The sequence below is a fragment of the Bradyrhizobium glycinis genome (genome assembly GCF_016031655.1).
Lineage (GTDB): Bacteria > Pseudomonadota > Alphaproteobacteria > Rhizobiales > Xanthobacteraceae > Bradyrhizobium > Bradyrhizobium glycinis.
Window position 1 is genome coordinate 47008 of the sequence record NZ_JACCHQ010000028.1, and the last position, 20794, is coordinate 67801.

Genomic DNA, 20794 nt, shown 5'->3' on the forward strand with positions numbered 1-20794 from the left:
CCGCATTTCGCCTCCCGCTTGTCCTTGCCAATTCAGGCCATGCCCGATATCAGGAGCGCGCGTATCGGGGCCGGCATTGCCTTGGTCCCGGCAGGTTCGCCGCAATAGCTCAGTCGGTAGAGCACGTCATTCGTAATGACGGGGTCGGGGGTTCGAATCCCTCTTGCGGCACCAGCAGTTAGCCTCATCCGATCCCTCAAGCGCTCCGAGCCACCAGGACATCAGCCTGCATCAGGGCTCGCTCGGCTGCGTGATCGCGATCACATAACCGCAGACATGGCTCCCCTAACCTCCGTCACGCCAACACGGGGAGACTTCACATGCGCAAGATCATTCTGATTGCCGCCATGCTCCTGGCTTCTGCCTCCGCCCAGGCAGGCGGCTCCCGCGGTCTGTCGCTGGCCGCGGCAGGCGAACAAACCTCCACTGCGCAAACCACGACATCGGCGAGCCCCATGACGACGCAGGTGAGCGAAGCCGCGCCGGCCGCCGAGGCTCAGAAATATCATGATCGTCCGCCGGCGGTGTCGCTCTCAGCGCCAACTGCAGCGGCCGCTCCGACCGCGACCGCACCCACGACGGCGTCCGCGCCGGTCACGACGACCAAGCCCGCCACCAAGACCACGGCAAAGGCGGACAAGCCGAAGCCCAAGCCCAAGCGCAGCTGGACAGAGCGCCGCATCATCAGCGAGCTGCATCGCCACGGCATCTATTGGTGAGCCGTAGACTGTACCCCGATCTCGCCGTCATGCCCGGGCTTGACCCGGGCATCCACGTCTTTGCGCCTGATCCAAAAACGTGGATGGCCGGGACAAGCCCGGCCATGACGCAAGAGTTTGGATCTGGAGCGCTTACTGCGAGACCGTCTGCACCACGCTCGAGATCGGGCGCGTGTTGGTGCCCGCGGTCGGCACCTTCATGTCCTTCATCAGCGCCTCGTCATATTCCGGCAGCGTCTGGAGGCTCGTCTTGGCCTTCATCTGCACGACCTTGTAACCGCCGGCCTTAAGCCGCGCGAGCAGTGTCGGCAGGGCGAGGCCCGTGTTCTTCTGGAAGTCGTGCATCAGGATGATGCCCTTGCCGAGCTTGTCCAGCCTCGTCATCACGGTCTCGACGATCTTCTCCGGCGTCGCGCCCTTCCTGAAGTCGAAGGAGTCGATTTCGGTCGAGAACATCGCGACGTTGCGGGTGCCGAAATAGCTCACCATCGCGGGATTGTGCTGAAGCTGCGGGAAACGGAAGAACGGCGCCGGGTTGGTGCCGAGCGCGAACCGCACTGCGCTGAAGCCCTTCTCAACCTCGTCCTTGACTTGCTGCTCGGTCAACTTCTTGCTGTTCAGATTGACATGCGACCAGGTGTGCGTGCCCACCGTGTGGCCCTGGGCCAGCACCTGCTTCAGGATCTCCGGATGGTAGGTCGCGTGCTTTCCGACCGAGAAGAACAGGCCCTTGGTGCATTCGTCCGCGAGCGCCTTCAGCACGGTGGGCGTGTTGACCGGCCACGGACCATCGTCGAACGTCAGCACGACCTCCTTCTCGATCAGGAAGTCGAACTGCTTGAAGTGCTCGAAGCCGAAGCCGGGGCCGCCCGTCGTGTCGATCTCGACGACGCGGGACACACCCAACGCGTTCGGATTGGCGCAGGCCTGCTTCGGCTGCATCGGCATGACCGGCATGGGGGCAGGTGCCGGCGCGGCTGCGGCCGGCTTAGCCGCGACGGCCGCGGTGGTCTCGACGTCGTCCTTTGCGGCGAGCTTCGCCTGTGCCGGCAATGGGTCGGCGGCACGGGCGGCAACTGTCTTGGGAGCGCCCTGGTCGGCGCGCGCGGAATAATAAAACCAACCGCCGGCGGCGATCACGACCGCCGCAACTACACTGGCCAACATCAGGCCCAACGCATTACGCATCGCTACTCTTTCCAATTACGCAACCAAACCGGCGGAATTTCCCGCGCGACGAGCCATTAATGCGAAGTAAGAGTTAACGTGACACCAACACGACAGCGGTTGCGGAGGAATTTCAGCGGGCTGCGCCTAAGTGACTGAGATCACAGAGGGTAGGTCTCCCGTGAGCGTCATCACAGTGGAAACGGTTTTGCCGGAGCATCGTAGCTCCCATCGATAACGGGCCCGCTGTGGCGGTGCCAATGGGAGCTTCAAATGACCAAGTCGTTTACCAGCAAGATCCGCGACACCAGCCTGGCCCTGGGCTTTGCCGCCATCGTCTCGATCGCCTCGACGGATACGAGCTTCGCCTTCTCGGCCGAGGCGCAGCAGATGTGCACGGGCGATGCCTTCCGTCTCTGCTCGGCGGAGATCCCCAATATCCCGAAGATCACCGCGTGCATGATCAAGCATCGCTCGGACCTCAGCGCCGGGTGCCGCGCGGTGATGGACAAGGACCTCGCCAAGGGCGCCTCGCGCAAGGTCGCTGACGCTCAAGACAAGCAGTAAGAGAGCGGCAGCAACGCCGCGACCGTTGCGTCAGTGAGCTCCTCCGCGATGTGCCCCGGCGTCAAAGCCGGGGCCAAGCGGCATGTGGTTGCGAGCAACAAAGCCGTTGCAGCCCTGGGATCGTCGCACTAGCTTCGCCCGCACATTCTTTGGCGTAAGAGGCATTCCGCGATGACCAGATTTCTTTTCATCATTCCTTTGCTCTTGTGCGCTTCGGCTGCATCCGCGCAACAGCAGCCCGGCCATGATGCCTGCGCGCGCGATGTCAGCCGCTTCTGCCGCGCCGTGATGAACAATGGCGACGGTGCCGTGCTCGCCTGCCTGAAGCAGAACCGCACCCGCCTCAGCAAGGGCTGCGATAAGGTGCTGACGGATCACGGGCAGTGATCGTCATTCCGGGGCGCGCGAAGCGCGAACCCGGAATCCATCAAACGACAAGGTTCTGAGATAAATGGATTGCGGGTTCGCGCCTGACGGCGCGCCCCGGAATGACGAGAGACTTACGTACTGCTTCCCGCAGCGGTCGCGACCACCGGCAGCACCTCGCTGTTGGCGCGGTCCGGCGTGTCGTCCTTCCAGCGCACCGAACCAAAGGGGCGCTCCAGCATGCGGCGGATCCGTACCGGCTCGGGTCCGATGTGGAAGTCGATCGCCTGCTGATGCAGCGCGCGTTCGGACTGGGTCGAACGGTTGCGCTGACGCAGATAATCGAACCAGGTCGGGCAGTGATAGCGCTCGGTCCACAGCTCGGGGTCGGCGATGTCGCGCGCGATCGACCAGCCATAGGCGCCGTTGCGCTGGCGGGAGAGCTGCACATCCTGCATCACGTTGTGAAACGCGCGCGCATTCTCTTGCGCCACGCGATATTCGATCTCGACCACGAGCGGTCCGCTGCGCCCCGTCAGCGACAGCTTCACCTCGGGATCGGCGAGCATGTCAGCATCCTCGTTGCGGGCGCCGACGCGCGGCATCGTGAGCCAGATGCCGAGCAGCGGCGAGATCAGCATCAGGCCTGCCGCTGTCAGCAGCGCCATCTCGACGCCGGCATAGTCGGTGAGATGACCCCAGCCCCAGGCGCCGATCGCGATGCCGCCGGCGATCGCGGCCTGGAACGCCGCGAGCGAGCGGCCGGCGACCCAGCGCGGCGCCGAGAGCTGCACGCCGATATTGAACAGCGCGATTGCGGCCATCCAAACCGCGCCGGCCAGGACCAGCGCGGTGGCCGTCAGCACCGGCTCCGTACTCAAAGCAAGGGCGGCCATGGCGAATGCCATCGAGATGGTGCAGGCGCGGATCGCTGCCTCGCCGCTCATGCGCTTGCGCAATTCGTGGATGTTGAGCGCGCCGATCACCGCACCCATGCCGAAGGCGCCGAGCATGATGCCGTAGGTCTGCGCGCCGCCATGCAGGAGGTCGCGCGCGACCAGTGGCATCAGCGCCATCACGGCGCCGCCGATCAGGCCCATCACCAGCGTGCGCAACAGCACGATCTTGATCGGCGGCGAATTGGTGATGTAGCGCACGCCCGAAACCATGGCGCGGTTGAGCTTTTCCCGCGGCAGGCGAGACGGCTCGGTGCTGCGGCGCCAGAGCAACAGCACCACCAGCAGCGGCAAATAGAGGATCGCATTGCAGGCGAATGCGGCCACCGCACCGAGCGCGGCGACGATGACGCCGCCGACCGCCGGACCGAAGCTGCGCGCGATGTTGTAGCTGATGCCGTTCAGCGCCACCGCTGACGCCAAGGCTTCGGGCGGCACCTGTTCGCTGACCGAGGACTGCCAGGCCGGGCCGAACAGCGCATTGCCGCTGCCGACGATGAAGCAGAAGGCGAGCAGCAATTCGGGGGTGATCAGGTTGAAGCCGGCCAGCACGGTGAGCGCGCTCGCGCCGATCAGCGCGATCGACAGCGAGATCACGCTGACGATGCGGCGGTCGTACATGTCGGCGATAGCGCCGGCCGGCATCGAGATCAGCATGATCGGCAGCATCAAGGCGGTCTGCACCAGGGCCACCTTGTCCGCCGAGGCCGCCATCTGCGTCATCGCCCAGGCCGCGCCCACGCCCTGGATCAGGAGGCCGAGATTGGAGAGCAGGCTGGCGAGCCAGATTCGCCGGAACACGGTGTACCGCAGGGGCGCAGTGATGCCGTCGGCGGCCATTTTCGGGCGGTTCGGCTGCTCGGTCATATCCCCTTCCATATCGGATGCAGAAGTGGTCGTGGTGATTCCGGCCGATTCAGTGATGCCCGCGAAAGTCCTTCGCTGTCCAGTGCTTGGGCCGGTATAAGCAGTGCAAAGAGGCAGGCTTGCCGGGAGGAACTGATGAGGCTGTCGCGACGGACGATTTTGCAAGGGGCTGCGAGCGTGCCTTTCGCACTTGCGAGCTTGCGGACGGACGCGCTGGCGCAGACCGTGCCCGCCGCCGCGCCCGGCACGGAGCTGCCGCCGATTCTGTTCGTCCACGGCAACGGCGATTACGGCGCGCTCTGGATGACCACCTTGTGGCGGATGGAGTCCAATGGCGTTGCCCCGGATCGCATGATGGCGATCAATTTCACCGATCCCCTGGCGCGTAGTGACGACAAGGTCGAGCAGGCGAACCGCTCCTCGACCGAGGACCAGCGCCGCGAGCTCGCTGTCGCCATCACTGAACTGAAGCGCCGCACCGGCGCAGCGCGCGTGGCGCTGGTCGGCAGCTCGCGCGGCGGCTATGCGATCCGCAACGTCATCAAGAATGGCGGCGCCGGCGATGTCAGTCACGCGGTGCTGTGCGGCACGCCCAATCATGGCGTGTTCGCGACCGACGACCAGCCCAACAACGAATTCAACGGCCGCGGCACGTTCCTGCGCGGCCTGAATGAAGGCGAGAGCGAAGTGACGCCAGGCGTTGCCTTCCTCACGCTGCGCAGCGAAGGCATGGACAAATATGCGCAGAGCGACGGCCGCTTCATCGGCAAGCCCGGCACCCCGACCAATGTCACGGTCGAAGGGCCGGAGCTGAAGGGCGCCACCAATCTCGTGCTCGGCGCGCTCGATCATCGCGAGGTGGCGTTCCACCCGCGCGCGTTCCGGGAGATCTACAAGTTCGTCGCCGGGCGCGAGCCCGCGCGTATCGCGATCGTGCCGGAGACCAGCGTAAGGTTGAGCGGCCTCGTCACGGGCGCGCCCGGCGGCGCGCCGACCAATCGCCCGGTCGCGAGTGCAATCGTCGATGTCTTCCGTGTCGATCCTGATACCGGTGAGCGCAAAGACGGTGCGCTGTACAGCTCGAAGACGGGCGCCGATGGCCGCTGGGGGCCGGCACAGGTCGATCCCGCCTGGTCGCTCGAATTCGTGCTGACCTCTCCGGATGCGCCGACGACGCACATCTACCGCTCGCCCTTCCCGCGCTCGTCCGAGGTCGTGCATCTGCGGCCTGCGCGCCCGCTCGGGCCGGCCGATAAGGACGCCGGCGCCGTCGTGATCATGTCGCGTCCGCGCGGCTATTTCGGCCTGCCGCGCGATGTGGTGCTGCTCGACGGCAAGGAGCCGGCCGACGTCAAGCCAGGTGTGCCCACGGATGCGGCAGCAACCCTGCGGCTTCCGGCCAGCGACGTCGGGCGTAACATCGTAGGCCAATTCGGCGAAGAACGGATTGTGGCACGCGCCTGGCCTGCGTCCGAGAACCGGATTGCCATCGCCGAGCTGACTTACTAGCTATTTAGCTGCGTCCCATCTTGCGGGAGAGAGCCATGAATATCGCCAGCGTGCGTCGGCCCATCATCCCTCCGGCTCCCCCGCGAGCGCCCGACGATATGTCGTTCTTCGGCCGGCTCGCAGTTATCAGGCAGAACATGATCGCGACCTGGGGGCAACGCGCCTATGAGGAAGAGGTCATCCCGGGCCGCTTCTTCTTCCGCAACAGTTTCATCCTGAACCAGCCGGACTCGATCCGGCACGTCCTGCTCAGCAATTACGAGAACTACACGCGCACGCCGGCCGGCATCCGCATGCTGCGCCCCGTGCTCGGCGACGGCCTTCTGATCGCGGAAGGTCATTCCTGGACGTTTCAGCGCCGCACGCTCGCGCCGGCCTTCACGCCGCGCGCGACCGCGAACCTCGTTCCGCATATGACGGCGGTGCTCGACGAAACCATCGCCAAGCTGGACGCGCAAACCGGTGAGCCGGTCGACCTGCGCGCGATCATGCAGCGCATGACGCTCGAGATCGCCGGGCGCACGATGTTCTCGTTCGGCATGGACCAGCACGGCGCGACCCTGCGCAACTTCATCATGGAATATGCCGCGCGGTTGGGGCGTCCCTATTTCCTCGACATGGTGCTGCCGGTGTCCTGGCCGAGTCCGATGGATTTTGCCCGCGCCCGTTTCCGCAAGCGCTGGACCAAGTTCGTGGCCATGCTGATCGCCGAGCGGCGTAAGGCGGGCAAGAAGGACGGCGCGCCGCCGCGCGATTTGTTCGATCTGATGGACGAGGCACGCGATCCCGAAACGGGCAAGGGCTTCTCGGACGCGCAGCTCGTGGACGAGGTCGCGACCATGATCCTCGCCGGTCACGAAACCACGGCAACGGCGCTGTTTTGGGCGCTCTACCTGCTCGCGCTCGATCCCGACACGCAGGAAGAGGTAGCGTCCGAGACCCGCGGCGAGCATCTCGACAGCGTGATCGACATCGACCGCCAGAAATTCACCCGCGCGGTGATCGACGAAACCATGCGGCTCTATCCGCCGGCCTTCCTGGTCGCGCGTGCCGCGCGCGATAGGGACAACGCGGCGGGCGTCGAGATCGGCAAGGGCGACATCATCATGATCGCGCCCTGGCTCTTGCACCGGCATGAGAAGCTGTGGGATCAGCCGAATGCGTTCATTCCAAAGCGCTTCATGTCGAAGGAGGCACCGGACCGTTTCGCTTACCTGCCGTTCGGCGCAGGTCCGCGCGTCTGCATCGGCGCGCCGTTTGCCCAGGCCGAATCCGTGCTGGCGCTGGCGCGGCTGATCGGAGCGTTCCGCATCGAGCTTGCCGACCCCGCGGACCCCGTGATCCCGCTCGGCGTCGTCACCACCCAGCCGGACCACTCACCCATGTTCCGCATCACGCGTCGGTGACAGTCGTGCGTCTGGCCGCTGGCGTGACCTACCTTAGATAGAGTTTCGCCATGAGCGACATCCAGGCCCAGTTCTCCGTTCTGAAGCAGACCGCCGATCCCAAGGTGGTCGATGCGATTGCGCAGCTGATCGCCAATGGTCAGGACCGCGAGCTCAACCGTATCAATGTGCTCGATTTTGCCGACCGTGCCGGGCTCGACCAGGAGAAGGTCATCTCCGGATTCCTGCACGCATCGCGGCTGGGCCTGTTCGACATGAGTTGGAACGTGCTGTGTCCCGGCTGCGGAGGAGTTCTGGGCGCACATGCAACGTTGAAATCGCTGAAACACGAGGATTACAACTGCGCGCTCTGCGCAGCCGGATACGAGGCGTCTGTCGACGAGATGGTCGAGGTGGCCTTTACCGTCAGTCCGCGTGTCCGCCGTATCGGCGCTCACGATCCCGACACGCTGCCGATATGGGAATACGTGCGACAGATGTTCTGGAGCTCCGGTGTCGACATCAGCGACGAGTCGTTCGCGCGCCTCATCAACGAAGTGACGCTCGAAGCGCTCGAATTGCCGGCCGGCGAAAAGGCGATTCTCTCGCTGAACCTGCCTAGCCAGTTCATCATCGTTTTCGAGCCGGTCACCCATTCCGCCCATTTCCTGGATGTTCAGGGTGAGCCGACCAGCGAACGTCAGCAGCTTTCGATCATGTTCAACAAGCTGGAGGCGCCCACGGGGACCACCGTGATGCGCCCAGGACCGTTGCGGCTCACGCTCGAGAATCAATCAGGCAATCGCGTATTGCCGTCGGTCTGGATTGCCGCCGATGCGTTGCATGAGATGATCGGCAAGCGCAAGCCGATCCTGACGGCCAAGCGGATGCTGTCCAATCAGACGTTCCGCGACGTCTTCAAGGCGGACAACCTCAACGTCGACCAGCGATTGAAGATCACGTCCCTGACCTTCCTGTTCACCGACCTGAAGGGGTCGACGGCCTTGTACGAGCGCGTCGGGGACCTCAGTGCTTTCGATCTTGTGCGCGCGCATTTTCGTGCGCTGCTGGAGATCATCGCTGCCGAGAAGGGTGCAGTCGTGAAGACGATCGGCGATGCCGTCATGGCGACCTTCGTCAGACCTGAGCACGCCATCACCGCCGGACTGCGCATGCGTGCAGCCATGGACGAATTGAACAAGCAGCGCGGCGCCAACGATCTCATTCTCAAGATCGGAATCCATGAAGGTCCCTGCCTTGCGGTGATGCTTAACGAGCGGCAGGACTATTTCGGCCAGACCGTCAATATCGCCGCACGCGTGCAAAGCCTGTCGACTGCGCAGGAGATCCACATCACCGGCCCGGTGCTCGATGTGCCGGCGGTTGCCGAAATCCTTCAGCAGCGCGAGATCAAACCGATCCAGAAACAGGCCGCGCTCCGTGGTATCGCCGACAAGATGGTGGTGTACGAGATCCCGTGAGTCTCAAAACCGTCATTCCGGGTTCGATGCTGGCGCATCGCCCCGGAATGACGTGAATAGATTGCCGAAACGTAATACGCGCGCGGAACTGACGCACGTTGCGCCGGTTGGGTTTCCTGTTCATATAGTGCTGGTAACGGCCGCGCTCCTTGCGGCGTCATCGATCTCGGTAGGACTTATGCTCGAAGGCTTGCGCCAGTTCATCGCCGACATTGTCGGTCCCCAAGCCCAGGACCGCGCATTCGGCGACAGTGATTATCGGCTGGCCGCGACCGCGCTGCTGGTCCATGTGGTCTCGCTGGACGGCCAGCCGAGCGCGGCCGAGCAGCGCAAGCTGCACAGCCTGATCGAAAGCCATTTCGGGCTCGACCGCGGCACCGCTGACCGTCTCATCGTAAACGCCACCCAGGTCGAAGGCGAGGCCGTCGACCTCTATCACTTCACCAGTGTCATCATGCGCTCGCTCGACGAAGCGGGTCGCAAGCGGATCGTGCAGATGATGTGGGAGCTGGTCTATGCCGACGGAGAGGTCAGCGAGTTCGAGGACAATGTAGTGTGGCGCGCGTCCGACCTGCTTGGCATCTCCCAGCGCGACCGGATCGAGCTGAAGCACGCCGTTGCGGAGCGTGCCGGTGGCAAGGTTAGGGATCGCGCCGTCGGACCGGCCCCCGGCGGATTGCCTGGCCTTCGAGCCACATGACGAAACTTTAATGTAGGCCGGCGATCCCCGCGCTTTCGCGAATTCGGCTGCAAATTCCGGTCTTTCCTGTTCGCCCTGTCGCCCTCCACAAGCAGCCATGCTGCCGGCGCCGCTTGCCTCGTGCGCACGGCCTATGCTCTCGTTCAGCGATTGCCGGGGCCACAGACTTCAATTCAAGAGACTTATGTCGTGACTGAGCGGGTAACGTTGATCACCGGTGCCTCGGCGGGCATCGGGATGGAGCTGGCGCGTGTATTTGCCGCCAATGGACATCGCCTCGCATTGACGGCGAGACGGGCGGATCGGCTCGAAGCGCTCGCGAACGAGCTCGCCGCCAAGGGCGGCAAGAAGCCGATCGTGATCGCCTGCGGTCTCGAGGACCCGCATGCAGGCGAGAGGATCGCCGCAGCACTTGCCGCCGAAGGTGTCGAGCTCGATCATCTCGTCAACAATGCCGGCTTCGGCGTGTTCGGCGATGCCATCGAGCGTGATCGCGTCGCGCAGCTCGGCATCGTCGATGTCAACGTCCGGGCCCTGACGGATCTGTCGCTGCGCTTCGCCGATCAGCTCATCCGGAATAAGGGCGGTCTTCTCAATGTCGGCTCGGTCGCAGGCTTCCTGCCAGGCCCCGGCATGGCCGTGTATTACGCGTCCAAGGCCTATGTCATCTCGTTCACCGAAGCATTGCGGGCGGAGCTCGCGCCCCGCGGCGTCCGCGTCACCGTGCTTTGCCCGGGCCCGGTGCCCACGGAATTCCAGGCTCGCGCCGGCGTTGGATCGCAACATGATACGGCCATGCTCAACGTCTCTGCCGCCGAGGTTGCGCGGGAGGCGTATCGCGGCCTGATGGCCAACAAACGGGCAGTGCTGCCGGGTCTCGGCATCAAGATTGTGCCGTTCGCGCTGCGCTTCTTCCCGCGCGGCTTCATCCTGGCCGCCACCAGCCGGTTCCAGCGGCAGAGGCACTGAACGACGCCGCCCGCGTCCGTAGTGGCCCGGAGCTTGCTTCCAGCACGAGGCGTGTGTGCGCAAACTCACACGATGTTAACCATCGCTTAGCTATGCTGGCGGTCTGAACCGATAGCACTCGCAGAGGCCATGTCGTTCCGGACGGACAGGTTTGGTGGCGCAGAGGTGGTCGCCTTCCCACAGAGGGCGGCGAGCGTCGCCGCCGCTGAAACCCGGCTGCCGGTTCTGATCGTCCTGCATCAGGAATGCTCGACACCCGGCCGCGTCGGCAATGCGCTGCGCGCGCTCGGCCATCGCCTCGACATCCGCCGTCCCCGCTTTGGCGATCCCCTGCCCGAGACGCTCGATCAGCATGCCGGCGCCGTGATCTTCGGCGGGCCGATGAGCGCCAACGATTCCGACGACTACATTCGCCGTGAGATCGACTGGATCGAAATCCCGCTCCGCGAGCAGCGCCCGTTGCTCGGCATCTGCTTAGGTGCGCAGATGCTGGCGATGCAGCTCGGGGCCCGTGTCGCGCCGCATGCGCAGGCGCTGACGCAGATCGGGTACTACCCGATCAGGCCGACCACCGCGGGCCGCGCGCTCTGCCCGCACTGGCCGGCGCAGGTTTATCACTGGCATCGCGAGGGCTTTGAGCTGCCAGTCGGCGCCGACTTGCTCGCCGAGGGCGATGATTTCCCGGTGCAGGCGTTCCGCACGGGCAACGCTTTCGGCGTGCAGTTCCACCCCGATGTGACCTATGCGATGATGTGCCGCTGGACCACGCGCGGCTACGACGGATTCAGCGCGCCCGGTGCACGTCAGCGGCATCATCACTTCGCGGATCGCGCCGTCTACGATGTCGCCGAACGCGCCTGGCTCGATCATTTCCTCGACAGCTGGCTGGAGCGCCGGCCGGTGCTGGCGCAAGCCGCAGAGTGATCGCGGCTTCGCGCAGGTCCTTGGCGCAAGTCCTTGCCTCTTCCTTGGATATGCTAGGCTCTCTGCAAGAGAGCACGCACCAATGCGTGCCAGCCGATAAGGGAGAGCGTCATGGCCTACGAGCACATTCTCTATGAGGTGAGCGACAAGATCGCGACCATCACGCTCAACCGCCCCGATCGCATGAATGCATGGACGCCGATCATGGAGCGCGACGTGCGCCACGAGATGGAGGCGTCGAGCGCCGACGACAATGTCCGCGTCATCGTCCTCACCGGCGCGGGCCGCGCCTTCTGTGCCGGCGCCGACATGGACGCGCTGAAGGGTCTTGATCCCAACGACGTCAGGCGTGCCTCGAACCTGCCGCCGTTCGACATGAATCGCCGGCCGGACTGGCAGACGCGGTACGGCTATTATCCTTCGATCAAGAAGCCGGTCATCGCGATGCTCAACGGTGCGACCGCCGGCATCGGCCTCGTCCACGCACTCTATTGCGACCTGCGCTTTGCCGCCGACAACACCGTCTTCACCACCGCCTTCGCGCGCCGCGGCCTGATCGCCGAGCACGGCATCAGCTGGATGCTGCCGCGCATCGTCGGTCATGCCAATGCGCTGGATCTGCTGCTCTCGGCGCGGCGCGTGTCGAGCGAGGAGGCGTTACGGATCGGGCTGGTCAACCGGCTCTGTTCGCCTACGATGCTGCGTGAAGAGACGTATGCTTACGCGCGCGATCTCGCCGATTTCGTCTCGCCGAGCGCGATGGCCGTGATCAAGCGTCAGCTCTACGAGGTGCCGTTCCAGACGCTGGCCGAGGCGACGATGGAGGCCAACCGCGAGATGATGGTGGCGTTGGCCGGGAGCGATTTCAGGGAAGGCGTGGCGAGCTTCATGGAGAAGCGACCGCCGAAGTTTACGGGGAGGTAGGGGAATTCGCCGAGCCAGTCCGTCTTCGCCCTGCGGGCTTCGCCGGACACCACGCTTCGTGCTTCGGGCTCCGACGTGGCCGCGCCACGCGTAGCCCGAAGGGCGAAGCGTGGTGGAGCCAGGCGGGATCGAACCGCCGACCTCGTCATTGCGAACGACGCGCTCTCCCAGCTGAGCTATGGCCCCTTTGCTGGCCGCTCTGGTGAACGCGGCCGACAACCGGGCGCCATTTAAGTCCCCGCCAAGGTCAAGTCAAGGACGCGTGTAACCGGGTTTTAGCTGTCCGGGCGCCGACTTCCCTTGTTTGGGCCAGGGGGAACCGATATCTAGCAAACGGGGCGTCAATCCCGATTGAGCCAGAGTCTTCAAAAGCCAGAGGCCTCAGAAGCCATGCGTGCCGTTCTCGACATCGTTATCATCGTGCTCGACCTCTACGTCTGGCTGCTGATCGCCTCCGCGATCCTGTCCTGGCTGATCGCCTTCAACGTGGTGAACACGCGTAATCAGTTCGTGTCGGCGGTGGCGGAGTTCCTGTACCGGATCACCGAGCCTCTGCTGGCGCCGATTCGCAATTTCCTGCCCAGCCTCGGCGGTCTCGACATCTCGCCGATCATCCTGATCCTAATCATCATGTTCATCGAGCGGGTGATCCTGTACTACATCTACCCGAACGTGATCTGAGCGGGCGGGAGCGCCTTGGTCGTCAACAAGGAGCCCTGTTGTCAGGAGCCTTGGCGCTACTCGGCCGGAGGAATCAGCATCGCGCTGCGGGTGACGCCGCGCGGAGGCCGCGACGACATCGACGGGATCGAGCAGCTTTCGGATGGCCGCAGCGTGCTCAAGGTGCGGGTGCGCGCCATCGCCGACGGCGGCGAGGCGAACAAGGCCGTTCTCGCGCTGCTGGCGAAATCGCTCGGCGTGCCCAAGGCCAGCGTAAAATTGCTATCCGGAGCCACGTCGCGGCTGAAGCAGATCGCGGTCGATGGCGATCCGGCGCGGCTGGGCGAAACCCTGCGCCAGCTCACATCGGCCAAACCGATAGATTGAGAGAACGGACATGACCGCTGAGATCATCGATGGAAAAGTCATTGCGGCGGAACTCCGTGGCCGCGTCGCTGAGGAGGTCGCCCGCGTCAAGCGCGAGCACAATCTGGTGCCGGGACTTGCGGTGGTCCTTGTCGGCAACGACCCCGCCAGCGAAGTCTATGTCCGTTCAAAACACACCCAGACCCAGGCCGCGGGCATGGCCTCGTTCGAGCACAAGCTGCCGGCCGACGTCTCGCAGGCAGATCTGCTGGCACTGGTCGCAAAGCTCAACCGCGATCCTGCCGTGCACGGCATTCTCGTGCAATTGCCGTTGCCGAAGGGGCTGAACACCGAGGCCGTCATCAACGCCATCGATCCCGCCAAAGACGTCGACGGGCTGCATCCTAACAATGCCGGCCGGCTCGCCGGCGGCTTCGAGGCGCTGTCGCCCTGCACGCCGCTCGGCTGCATCATCCTGACCAAGAGCGTGCACGCCTCGCTGGAGGGCATGAACGCCATCGTCATCGGCCGCTCGAACCTGGTCGGCCGCCCGCTCGTGCAATTGCTGCTGAACGAGAATGCCACAGTGACGATCGCGCATTCGCGCTCGCGCGACCTGCCTGGCCTCGTGAAGAAGGCGGATCTCGTCTATGCAGCAGTGGGCAAACCAGAGATGGTGCGCGGCGACTGGCTGAAGCCGGGTGCGACCGTGATCGATATCGGCATCAACCGCATCCCGAAGGAGGACGGCAAGACCCGCCTTGTCGGCGACGTCGCCTATCAGGAAGCGCATGCCGTTGCCGGCGCGATCACGCCGGTGCCGGGCGGTGTCGGCCAGATGACGGTGGCGTGCCTCTTGGTGAACACGCTCCGCGCGGCCTGCGCGATCGCCGGCCTACCGAAGCCGGCGGTGTAGCTTTCGTCATTCCGGGGCGGCTCGAAGAGCGGAACCCGGAATCTCGAGCCGCCAAACCTCTGGATTCCGGGTTCGCGCTTCGCGCGCCCCGGAATGACGGTGAGTTACCCCTTCTTCTTCTTCTCGCGCTCGATGCCTTCTTGGATTAGCTTGTGCGCTTCCTCCGGGCCGCCCCAGCGCAGGATCTTCACCCACTTGCCCTTTTCGAGATCCTTGTAGTGCTCGAAGAAGTGCTGGATCTGCTGCAGCGTGATATCAGGCAGATCGGAGTACGACTTCACCTTGTCGTAGCGCTGCGTCAGCTTCGATGACGGCACCGCCAGGATCTTCTCGTCGCCGCCGGCTTCGTCTTCCATGAACAGCACCCCGACCGGGCGCACGCTCATGACGGCGCCGGGGATGATGGCGCGGGTGTTAATGATCAGCACGTCGCAGGGGTCGCCGTCATCCGACAGCGTATGCGGGATGAAGCCGTAATTGCCGGGGTAGCGCATCGGCGTGTAGAGGAAGCGGTCGACCACCAGCGTGCCGGCCTCCTTGTCCATCTCGTACTTGATCGGTTCGCCGCCCACGGGGACCTCGATGATGACATTGACGTCGTGGGGGACGTTCTTTCCGATCGAGACCGCATCGATTCGCATTCAAGGCTCCGTTGTTGCCGAGGATAAATCGCGCCCGGCAGCGATTTTGGCGCTGTCATACGCGGGCTTGGCCCGCTGATCCATCGCGTTTTTGTGAAATAATGAATCCGACGATCACCGGCGCGAGCGGCCTGCGGTATCGACGGATGGGAACGCTGCCCGGTTAGGGTTTCAGCAGCTCAATTGGTCCAAGCGAAGGCAACCTTGTCGAGCGCCTTCGGCCCGAACCGCTCCGACGAACGCGCCACCATGCGGCCACCCAAAGCACGGTAGAACTCGGTGGCCGGGTCATTGTCCGAGAGCGCCCACACCACCATGCTCTTCAGCCCGCTCTGCATCAGGTCGCGGCGGGCGGCGGCAAACAGGCGGCGGCCGAAGCCGAGGCCCTGAAATTCGGGCCGCAGATAAAGCTCGTAGATCTCGCCGTCGAAATGCAGGCTGCGAGCCCGGTTGCGGCCGTAATTGGCATAGCCGGCGATCTTGTCACCGAACACCAGCACGCTGACGCGGCTGCCCTTGCGAATCGCGCTGTCCCACCATTGCGGACCGCGGCGGTTGATCAGCTTCTCCAGCTCGGCGCCAGGAATGATGCCCTGATAGGCCGAACGCCAGGCTTCGTCATGGGTCGACGCCACCGCAGTTGCATCTGCAGCTTTGGCCGGCCGGACCTCGATCAGGGTTGTGCTCATGGACGCGATCAAACCAAGTCGCCGCGCCGGCGGCAAGACCTATCGTTAATTATCGGTTAACCTGTGGACTTTCTGCATCAGTATCTTAACCATGTTGTGCCGAAAAAAGACAGGACGCCAACTCCGAGGGCACCGGCGTGCCGTGCGTCGGTGCAAAACTCCTGTCGCGGCTGCGAATGAACGGCAATGGGCACCGCAGAAAGTCCGCCCATGGTGATTCGTTCCTACTAGTGTGGCTGTCGCTATTCTTGTTCGCCCTCGACAATTCATGCGGCTCCTCAACACCATCGCGCTCCTGCCTCTGCTGGTTTTGCTGACTGCGCCGCCTCTGTGCGCGCAGGTCAGGTTCGGTCCATCAGGAGAGGAGGGCGAGCCGTTTCGTCGGCAGGAGTGGCTGGTGCCATCGCCGGATACCGACCTTGCTGCGCATGCCCTCCTGTTTCGCCCCTCGGGCCCAGGTCCGTTCCGGCTCGCGGTGATCGCACACGCCTCGACGCAGAACACGTTGCGTCGGGCGCAAATGCCGCAGCCGGAATACCGCCCGCTCGCCGCCTATCTCGTCGCGCGCGGCTTTGCGGTGCTGGTGCCGGAGCGGCCCGGCCATGGTGCGACCGGCGGCCGCTACCTCGAGGATCAAGGCGGCTGCGACGAGGCCGACTACGCACGCTCGGGCCGCGCAATGGCCGACGCAATCAAGCTGGCGCTGGTCCATTTGCAAAAGCAGGATTTCATTCACAAGGATGGCGCGATCGTGATCGGCCATTCCGCCGGCGGATGGGGTGCGCTGGCGCTCGCCGGTGCCGATCCGAAGGCGATCTCCGCCATCACCGTGTTTGCACCGGGACGCGGCGGCCGTGCCAATGATGAGCCGAATCGAATCTGCGCGCCGCATACGCTGCTCGCCGCAGCAGCGGAATTCGGCAAGACCGCGCGCATCCCCGTCACATGGCTTGTCGCGGGCAATGACAGCTATTTCGCGCCCGCATTCTCGCAGAAACTCGTCGATGCGTTTCGCGGCACTGGCGGCAAGGTCGAGTTTCGCCCGCTGCCGGCCGTCGGCAGCGAAGGCCATTGGATAATCGAAAGCGAAGCCGGCGTCAAAGCTGCCAGCGGCGAGCTCGCGCGCACCCTGAACCCGAGCGGGCCTGTGGCGACCAAGAAGCCATGACGCTGTATTTCCTGGTCAAATTTGTTCACGTGCTCGGCGCCATCGTCATCCTCGGCACCGGAACCGGCATCGCCTTCTTCATGCTGATGGCGCATCGCACGCAGGATCCGGAATTCATCGCGCGCACCGCTTCGGTCGTTGTCATCGCGGACGCGATCTTCACGCTGTCGGCCGTGATCCTCCAGCCGGTCAGCGGCGGCGTGCTGATGATGCTGTCGGCGACCTCGATCACGGAGCGCTGGCTGCTGGCCTCGCTCGCGCTCTACGCGATTGCCGGCTTGTTCTGGGTGCCGGTCGTGTTCATGCAGATCGAGATGCGCGACCTCGCGCGCAAGGCTGCTGCGCAGCGCAGTGCGCTGCCGCCGCGCTATTTCTTGCTGTTCCGCCGCTGGTTCGCGTTCGGCTTCCCCGGCTTCGGCGCGACCGTGCTGATCCTGTGGCTGATGATCGCGAAACCGTTCTGAGAGAAGCGATGAGTGAGCGAACCATTTTGGTGCTCGGCGCCTCCGGCCTGATCGGCCGCTTCGTCACCGACGATCTGCGCGCGCGGGGCTATCGCGTCGTCGGCGTGGCGCGGAGCCTGTCGCCGGCGCAGAGGATGAGCGCGCTGGACATCGAGCTGCCGATCCTCATCCTCGACGCGGCCGCGCTGATGCGCCTTCTCAGCGAGCAAGCTGTGGACATCGTTGTGAACTGCCTCGGCGTGCTCCAGGATGGTCCCGGCAGCAACACGAGCGCGGTGCATCGCGATTTCGTCGCGCGCCTGCTTCAGGCGATCCGCGGCAGCGGCCGCGCAATCCGGCTGGTGCATATCTCGATCCCGGGCACCGCGGAGGCAGATCGCACCGCCTTCGCCACGACCAAGCGCGAGGCCGAGCGCCTGATCGGGGCTAGCGGCATTCCCCACGCCATCCTGCGGCCCGGCTTCGTGGTCGCGCCGTCCGCCTATGGCGGCAGCGCCATGCTCCGCGCGCTTGCAGCCTTTCCGGTCGATTTGCCGGCCAAGGAAATGGCAACGCCAATCCAGCCCGTGGCGATCCAGGATATTTCCGCGACCATCGCCTGGCTCGCCGCACGCGTCATCGGCGATGCCTCCGTAAGGGCGGTGAGCTGGGACCTGATGCAGGCAGAACCGGTCACCATGGCCGGCGTCATCAAGCCGTTTCGCCATGCGTTCGGCACGGCCGGCTGGCCGCGCATCGCGATGCCGCGCTTCCTGCTCGATCTCGGCGCGAAACTCGGCGATGTCGCCAGCTATCTCGGCTGGATGCCGCCGATGCGCTCCACCGCCATTGCCGAGCTTCGTCGTGGCGTGGCAGGCGATCCGTCAGCGTGGATCGCTGCGACGGGCATCGCGCCGAAGACCCTGGCCGAGGCGATCGGACGCCACCCTGCCAGCATCCAGGACAAATGGTTCGCGCGCCTGTTTCTGGTCAAGGCGCTGATTTTCGCAAGCCTGGTCGCGTTCTGGGTCGTCTCCGGTTTCATCGCCTTGTTCGTGTCCTACCGTGCCGCCGCCGGCATTTTGACCGCGCACGATTTTCCGCACGCGCTGGTCGATCCCATCACCATCGGCACCAGCCTGATGGACATGAGCATCGGCGTCTTGATCGCCTTCCGCCGGACAGCGGCGGTCGGGCTGATCGCGGGTATCTTCGCTTCGCTCGGCTATATGGTTGGCGCAGCGATTCTCACGCCCGACCTCTGGATCGAGCCGGTTGGCGCGCTGGTGAAGACCGGACCGGCGATCGTCTTGATGGTCGTCGCGCTCCTGATGCTGGATAATCGGTAGCGTTTTCGAGCGAAGTGGATTCCGGTTCGCGTGAAGAAAACGCGTCAAAAAGAGAGTCTGATGCCCAAATGGCCTGACGACGACGTCATTCTGTTCGACGGCGTCTGCATCTTCTGCTCACGCTGGGTCCGCTTCGTCGCCAAGCGCGACACGGCGAAGCGATTTCGCTTCACGCCGATCCAATCGGATTATGGGAAGCGGCTCGCGCGCACGTTCGGCGTCGACCCCGATGATCCCGACACCAACGCGGTTGTCCACGGCGGCGAGGTGTTCATGAAGTCCGACGCCGCGCTGACGGTGCTGTCGCAGCTCCCCGCCTGGGGCTGGGTGCGTGTGCTGTTTGCCATGCCGAAGCCGCTGCGGGACGCGGTCTACAGCCTCGTCGCGCGCAACCGCTATCGTATTTTTGGGAGGTATGACGCCTGCTTCGTGCCGGATGCGGACTTGCGGGCGCGGGTGATCGAGTGACTCGTCGTTGGGCAACTCTATCCGCCGTCATTGCGAGGAGCCCTTGCGACGAAGCAATCCAGAATCCCACCGCGGGAAGATTCTGGATTGCTTCGCGGAGCCTGTCATCGGGCCGCGCTACACGCGGACCCGTTGGCTTGCAATGACGAATTTGGGGTTACTGCCGACCCAGAGCAGCCAGCACTTCTGCCGCCGCCCGCTCGCCGCTGTCTCGCGCCCCGTGCGCCGTCGTGAAGAACGTTGGGGAGGTCGCTTCTCCCGCGAAAAACAACCGCCCGTCCACCGGCGCGGCCAGCACCGCGCGGTCCCCGGCATGGCCGGGCAGCGCATGCGAATACGCCCCCCGAGCAAACGGATCGTACGCCCAACGTGATTCGTACAGCGGTTTGAGCTTGCGCCTGATATCGTTGCCGAGAAAGCCCGCGATCTCGTTGATGGCTTGGGCGGCGATGGCGCCTTCGCCGGCAGCCTCGAGTTCGCGGGCAAAGCTGCCGCCGAAAAAGCCCTCGATGCAGGGCTGGCCGAACGGGCGGATGTGATAGGTGCCCATCTCGGTGCGCATAGTGGCGCCGCGTAAGTTGCCCTCCTTCGGGAAGGCCTCGGCTTCGCCAAGCGCCAGCGTCACCTTGTCGTCGACGCCGAGCGGCAGGCCGGCCGCGGCGTTCACCTTTGCGGGGAGCGGCGGCGAGAAGCGGATGGCTTCCTCCGCAATGAGATTGGTCGGCACGGTGACGATCACCTTGTCCGCGGTCAGGGTGCCCCGCGACGTCTCGATGCGGACGCGTTTGTCCGAATGATCGATCAGCGTGACGTTGCAGTTCAGCGCCACCGGGCAGGGCGCACCATAGGCCGCAATCAGCGCGCCATAGCCGCGGCGGACGCGCCAATTGAAGTTCGTGTCCTCATAAGCGTCCCAGTCCAGCGTGGACATGTCCTTCAGCTCGCAGCCATTAATATAGGTCGAGATCGCGTCGAGCATTGGATTCCAGCGATTGCCGGGCTCCAGGCTCAAGCTCGCGGGTTCGTCCTTGCCCTTCTGCGCGGCCTCCCACAGGCGCTCGTAGAACGCGTCCATCGCGTTCATGAAATCGTCGCGCGCGCTTTCCGGAAAGGCATTGCCGTAGGCCCGCTCGCGCCAGGGCGGCAGGTCCTTGTTGAGCTCGAAACCGAGCTGTCGTGCGATCGGCACGAAGGAGTTCTTGTCGGCCGAATGCAGCCAGCCGCAGCCGACGTCGAACGTCACCTCGGGCGAGGCCTGCACAGTCCAGGCCCGGCCGCCGAGCCGGTCACGCGCCTCCAGCACAATGACGGAGAGGCCGGTGTCCGTCAGCGCATGGGCGGCGCCGAGGCCGGCGGCACCGGCGCCGATGATCGCGACGTCGACGGAGGAGGGGAGGGAGGTCATGGGCGGGCTCTAGCACGTTCGTAAAGAGTGCTGAAGCCGGTCAGGTATGCAGCTCTCGTGTCCCGGACGCGCTGCAGCGCGCAGCGGTGCGGCGCAGAGCCGGGACCCAAGGTGATGCGTGGGTGCTGAGAGTAGTATCTGGGCCCCGGCTCAGC

At 64.6% G+C, this 20794-nt stretch carries 22 protein-coding genes and 2 tRNA genes; 18 read left to right on the forward strand and 6 right to left on the reverse strand.

The window, feature by feature from the left end:
* Positions 1-98: 98 nt before the first annotated feature.
* Together HZZ16_RS30240 and HZZ16_RS30245 are read left to right on the forward strand one after the other, a co-directional pair.
* Positions 99-174 (forward strand) — tRNA-Thr (locus tag HZZ16_RS30240).
* A gap of 146 nt (positions 175-320) precedes the next feature.
* Positions 321-719, forward strand: coding sequence for a hypothetical protein (locus HZZ16_RS30245; protein WP_197953569.1), 399 nt, complete (start codon positions 321-323; stop codon positions 717-719).
* 132 nt (positions 720-851) lie between these two features.
* Here the strand turns inward: HZZ16_RS30245 and HZZ16_RS30250 are convergent, their stop codons facing one another.
* Entirely contained in the window at positions 852-1907 is a 1056-nt protein-coding gene (locus HZZ16_RS30250; protein ID WP_197953570.1) for a polysaccharide deacetylase family protein, read from the reverse strand.
* A 252-nt stretch (positions 1908-2159) separates the two neighbouring features.
* Between HZZ16_RS30250 and HZZ16_RS30255 the strand changes: the two genes are divergently transcribed.
* Positions 2160-2453: a hypothetical protein gene (locus HZZ16_RS30255; protein WP_197953571.1), complete on the forward strand. Its 294-nt coding sequence runs from the start codon at positions 2160-2162 to the stop codon at positions 2451-2453.
* A gap of 171 nt (positions 2454-2624) precedes the next feature.
* The gene (locus HZZ16_RS30260) at positions 2625-2840 is read left to right on the forward strand and encodes a cysteine rich repeat-containing protein (RefSeq protein ID WP_197953572.1); all 216 of its coding nucleotides are present in this window, start codon (positions 2625-2627) and stop codon (positions 2838-2840) included.
* Between the two features lie 113 nt (positions 2841-2953).
* Here HZZ16_RS30260 and HZZ16_RS30265 read toward each other — a convergent pair whose 3' ends face one another.
* Complete coding sequence (locus HZZ16_RS30265) at positions 2954-4642, reverse strand: MFS transporter (protein WP_197953574.1); 1689 nt, start codon at positions 4640-4642, stop codon at positions 2954-2956.
* Between the two features lie 135 nt (positions 4643-4777).
* Between HZZ16_RS30265 and HZZ16_RS30270 the strand changes: the two genes are divergently transcribed.
* From HZZ16_RS30270 to HZZ16_RS30300, 7 genes are all read left to right on the forward strand, one after another.
* Positions 4778-6151: a hydrolase gene (locus HZZ16_RS30270; protein ID WP_197953576.1), complete on the forward strand. Its 1374-nt coding sequence runs from the start codon at positions 4778-4780 to the stop codon at positions 6149-6151.
* Between the two features lie 35 nt (positions 6152-6186).
* Complete coding sequence (locus HZZ16_RS30275; RefSeq protein ID WP_197953579.1) at positions 6187-7557, forward strand: cytochrome P450; 1371 nt, start codon at positions 6187-6189, stop codon at positions 7555-7557.
* 50 nt (positions 7558-7607) lie between these two features.
* A complete protein-coding gene (locus HZZ16_RS30280; RefSeq protein WP_197953580.1) occupies positions 7608-9017 on the forward strand; it encodes an adenylate/guanylate cyclase domain-containing protein in 1410 nt (469 codons plus the stop codon).
* 178 nt (positions 9018-9195) lie between these two features.
* Positions 9196-9717, forward strand: a complete 522-nt coding sequence (locus HZZ16_RS30285; RefSeq protein WP_197953582.1) for a tellurite resistance TerB family protein — start codon at positions 9196-9198, stop codon at positions 9715-9717.
* A 189-nt stretch (positions 9718-9906) separates the two neighbouring features.
* On the forward strand, positions 9907-10686 hold the full coding sequence (locus HZZ16_RS30290) for an SDR family NAD(P)-dependent oxidoreductase (RefSeq protein ID WP_197953584.1): 780 nt from the start codon (positions 9907-9909) through the stop codon (positions 10684-10686).
* 129 nt (positions 10687-10815) lie between these two features.
* The gene (locus tag HZZ16_RS30295; protein WP_197953586.1) at positions 10816-11610 is read left to right on the forward strand and encodes a glutamine amidotransferase; all 795 of its coding nucleotides are present in this window, start codon (positions 10816-10818) and stop codon (positions 11608-11610) included.
* Positions 11611-11721: 111 nt separating this feature from the next.
* A complete protein-coding gene (locus HZZ16_RS30300) occupies positions 11722-12534 on the forward strand; it encodes an enoyl-CoA hydratase (protein ID WP_197953588.1) in 813 nt (270 codons plus the stop codon).
* A gap of 110 nt (positions 12535-12644) precedes the next feature.
* Here the strand turns inward: HZZ16_RS30300 and HZZ16_RS30305 are convergent.
* A tRNA-Ala gene (locus tag HZZ16_RS30305) sits at positions 12645-12720 on the reverse strand.
* Between the two features lie 204 nt (positions 12721-12924).
* Here HZZ16_RS30305 and HZZ16_RS30310 point away from each other — a divergent pair.
* Genes HZZ16_RS30310 through folD form a run of 3 tightly spaced genes read left to right on the forward strand, consistent with a single transcriptional unit; the run spans position 12925 to position 14476 of the window.
* Positions 12925-13215: a YggT family protein gene (locus tag HZZ16_RS30310; protein WP_018645113.1), complete on the forward strand. Its 291-nt coding sequence runs from the start codon at positions 12925-12927 to the stop codon at positions 13213-13215.
* A 15-nt stretch (positions 13216-13230) separates the two neighbouring features.
* Complete coding sequence (locus tag HZZ16_RS30315) at positions 13231-13581, forward strand: DUF167 domain-containing protein (protein WP_197953590.1); 351 nt, start codon at positions 13231-13233, stop codon at positions 13579-13581.
* A gap of 10 nt (positions 13582-13591) precedes the next feature.
* Entirely contained in the window at positions 13592-14476 is an 885-nt protein-coding gene (folD, locus tag HZZ16_RS30320; RefSeq protein ID WP_197953592.1) for a bifunctional methylenetetrahydrofolate dehydrogenase/methenyltetrahydrofolate cyclohydrolase FolD, read from the forward strand.
* A gap of 104 nt (positions 14477-14580) precedes the next feature.
* Here the strand turns inward: folD and ppa are convergent, their stop codons facing one another.
* Together ppa and HZZ16_RS30330 are read right to left on the reverse strand one after the other, a co-directional pair.
* Positions 14581-15117: an inorganic diphosphatase gene (gene ppa, locus HZZ16_RS30325; protein ID WP_172787893.1), complete on the reverse strand. Its 537-nt coding sequence runs from the start codon at positions 15115-15117 to the stop codon at positions 14581-14583.
* A gap of 179 nt (positions 15118-15296) precedes the next feature.
* Positions 15297-15806 (reverse strand): GNAT family N-acetyltransferase, encoded by a 510-nt coding sequence (locus HZZ16_RS30330; protein ID WP_024338772.1) that lies wholly within the window; start codon positions 15804-15806, stop codon positions 15297-15299.
* A 268-nt stretch (positions 15807-16074) separates the two neighbouring features.
* Here HZZ16_RS30330 and HZZ16_RS30335 point away from each other — a divergent pair, with 268 nt between their 5' ends.
* Genes HZZ16_RS30335 through HZZ16_RS30350 form a run of 4 tightly spaced genes read left to right on the forward strand, consistent with a single transcriptional unit; the run spans position 16075 to position 19234 of the window.
* On the forward strand, positions 16075-16974 hold the full coding sequence (locus tag HZZ16_RS30335; RefSeq protein WP_197953594.1) for an alpha/beta hydrolase family protein: 900 nt from the start codon (positions 16075-16077) through the stop codon (positions 16972-16974).
* Positions 16971-17438: a DUF2269 family protein gene (locus HZZ16_RS30340; protein ID WP_197953596.1), complete on the forward strand. Its 468-nt coding sequence runs from the start codon at positions 16971-16973 to the stop codon at positions 17436-17438. Before HZZ16_RS30335 ends, HZZ16_RS30340 begins: the two co-directional genes overlap by 4 nt.
* A gap of 8 nt (positions 17439-17446) precedes the next feature.
* Positions 17447-18766: an SDR family oxidoreductase gene (locus HZZ16_RS30345; RefSeq protein ID WP_197953597.1), complete on the forward strand. Its 1320-nt coding sequence runs from the start codon at positions 17447-17449 to the stop codon at positions 18764-18766.
* 60 nt (positions 18767-18826) lie between these two features.
* Positions 18827-19234 (forward strand): thiol-disulfide oxidoreductase DCC family protein, encoded by a 408-nt coding sequence (locus HZZ16_RS30350; protein WP_197953598.1) that lies wholly within the window; start codon positions 18827-18829, stop codon positions 19232-19234.
* A 157-nt stretch (positions 19235-19391) separates the two neighbouring features.
* On the opposite strand, the gene HZZ16_RS30355 is transcribed toward HZZ16_RS30350, so the two are convergent.
* A complete protein-coding gene (locus HZZ16_RS30355; RefSeq protein WP_197953599.1) occupies positions 19392-20639 on the reverse strand; it encodes a flavin monoamine oxidase family protein in 1248 nt (415 codons plus the stop codon).
* Positions 20640-20794 lie beyond the last annotated feature (155 nt).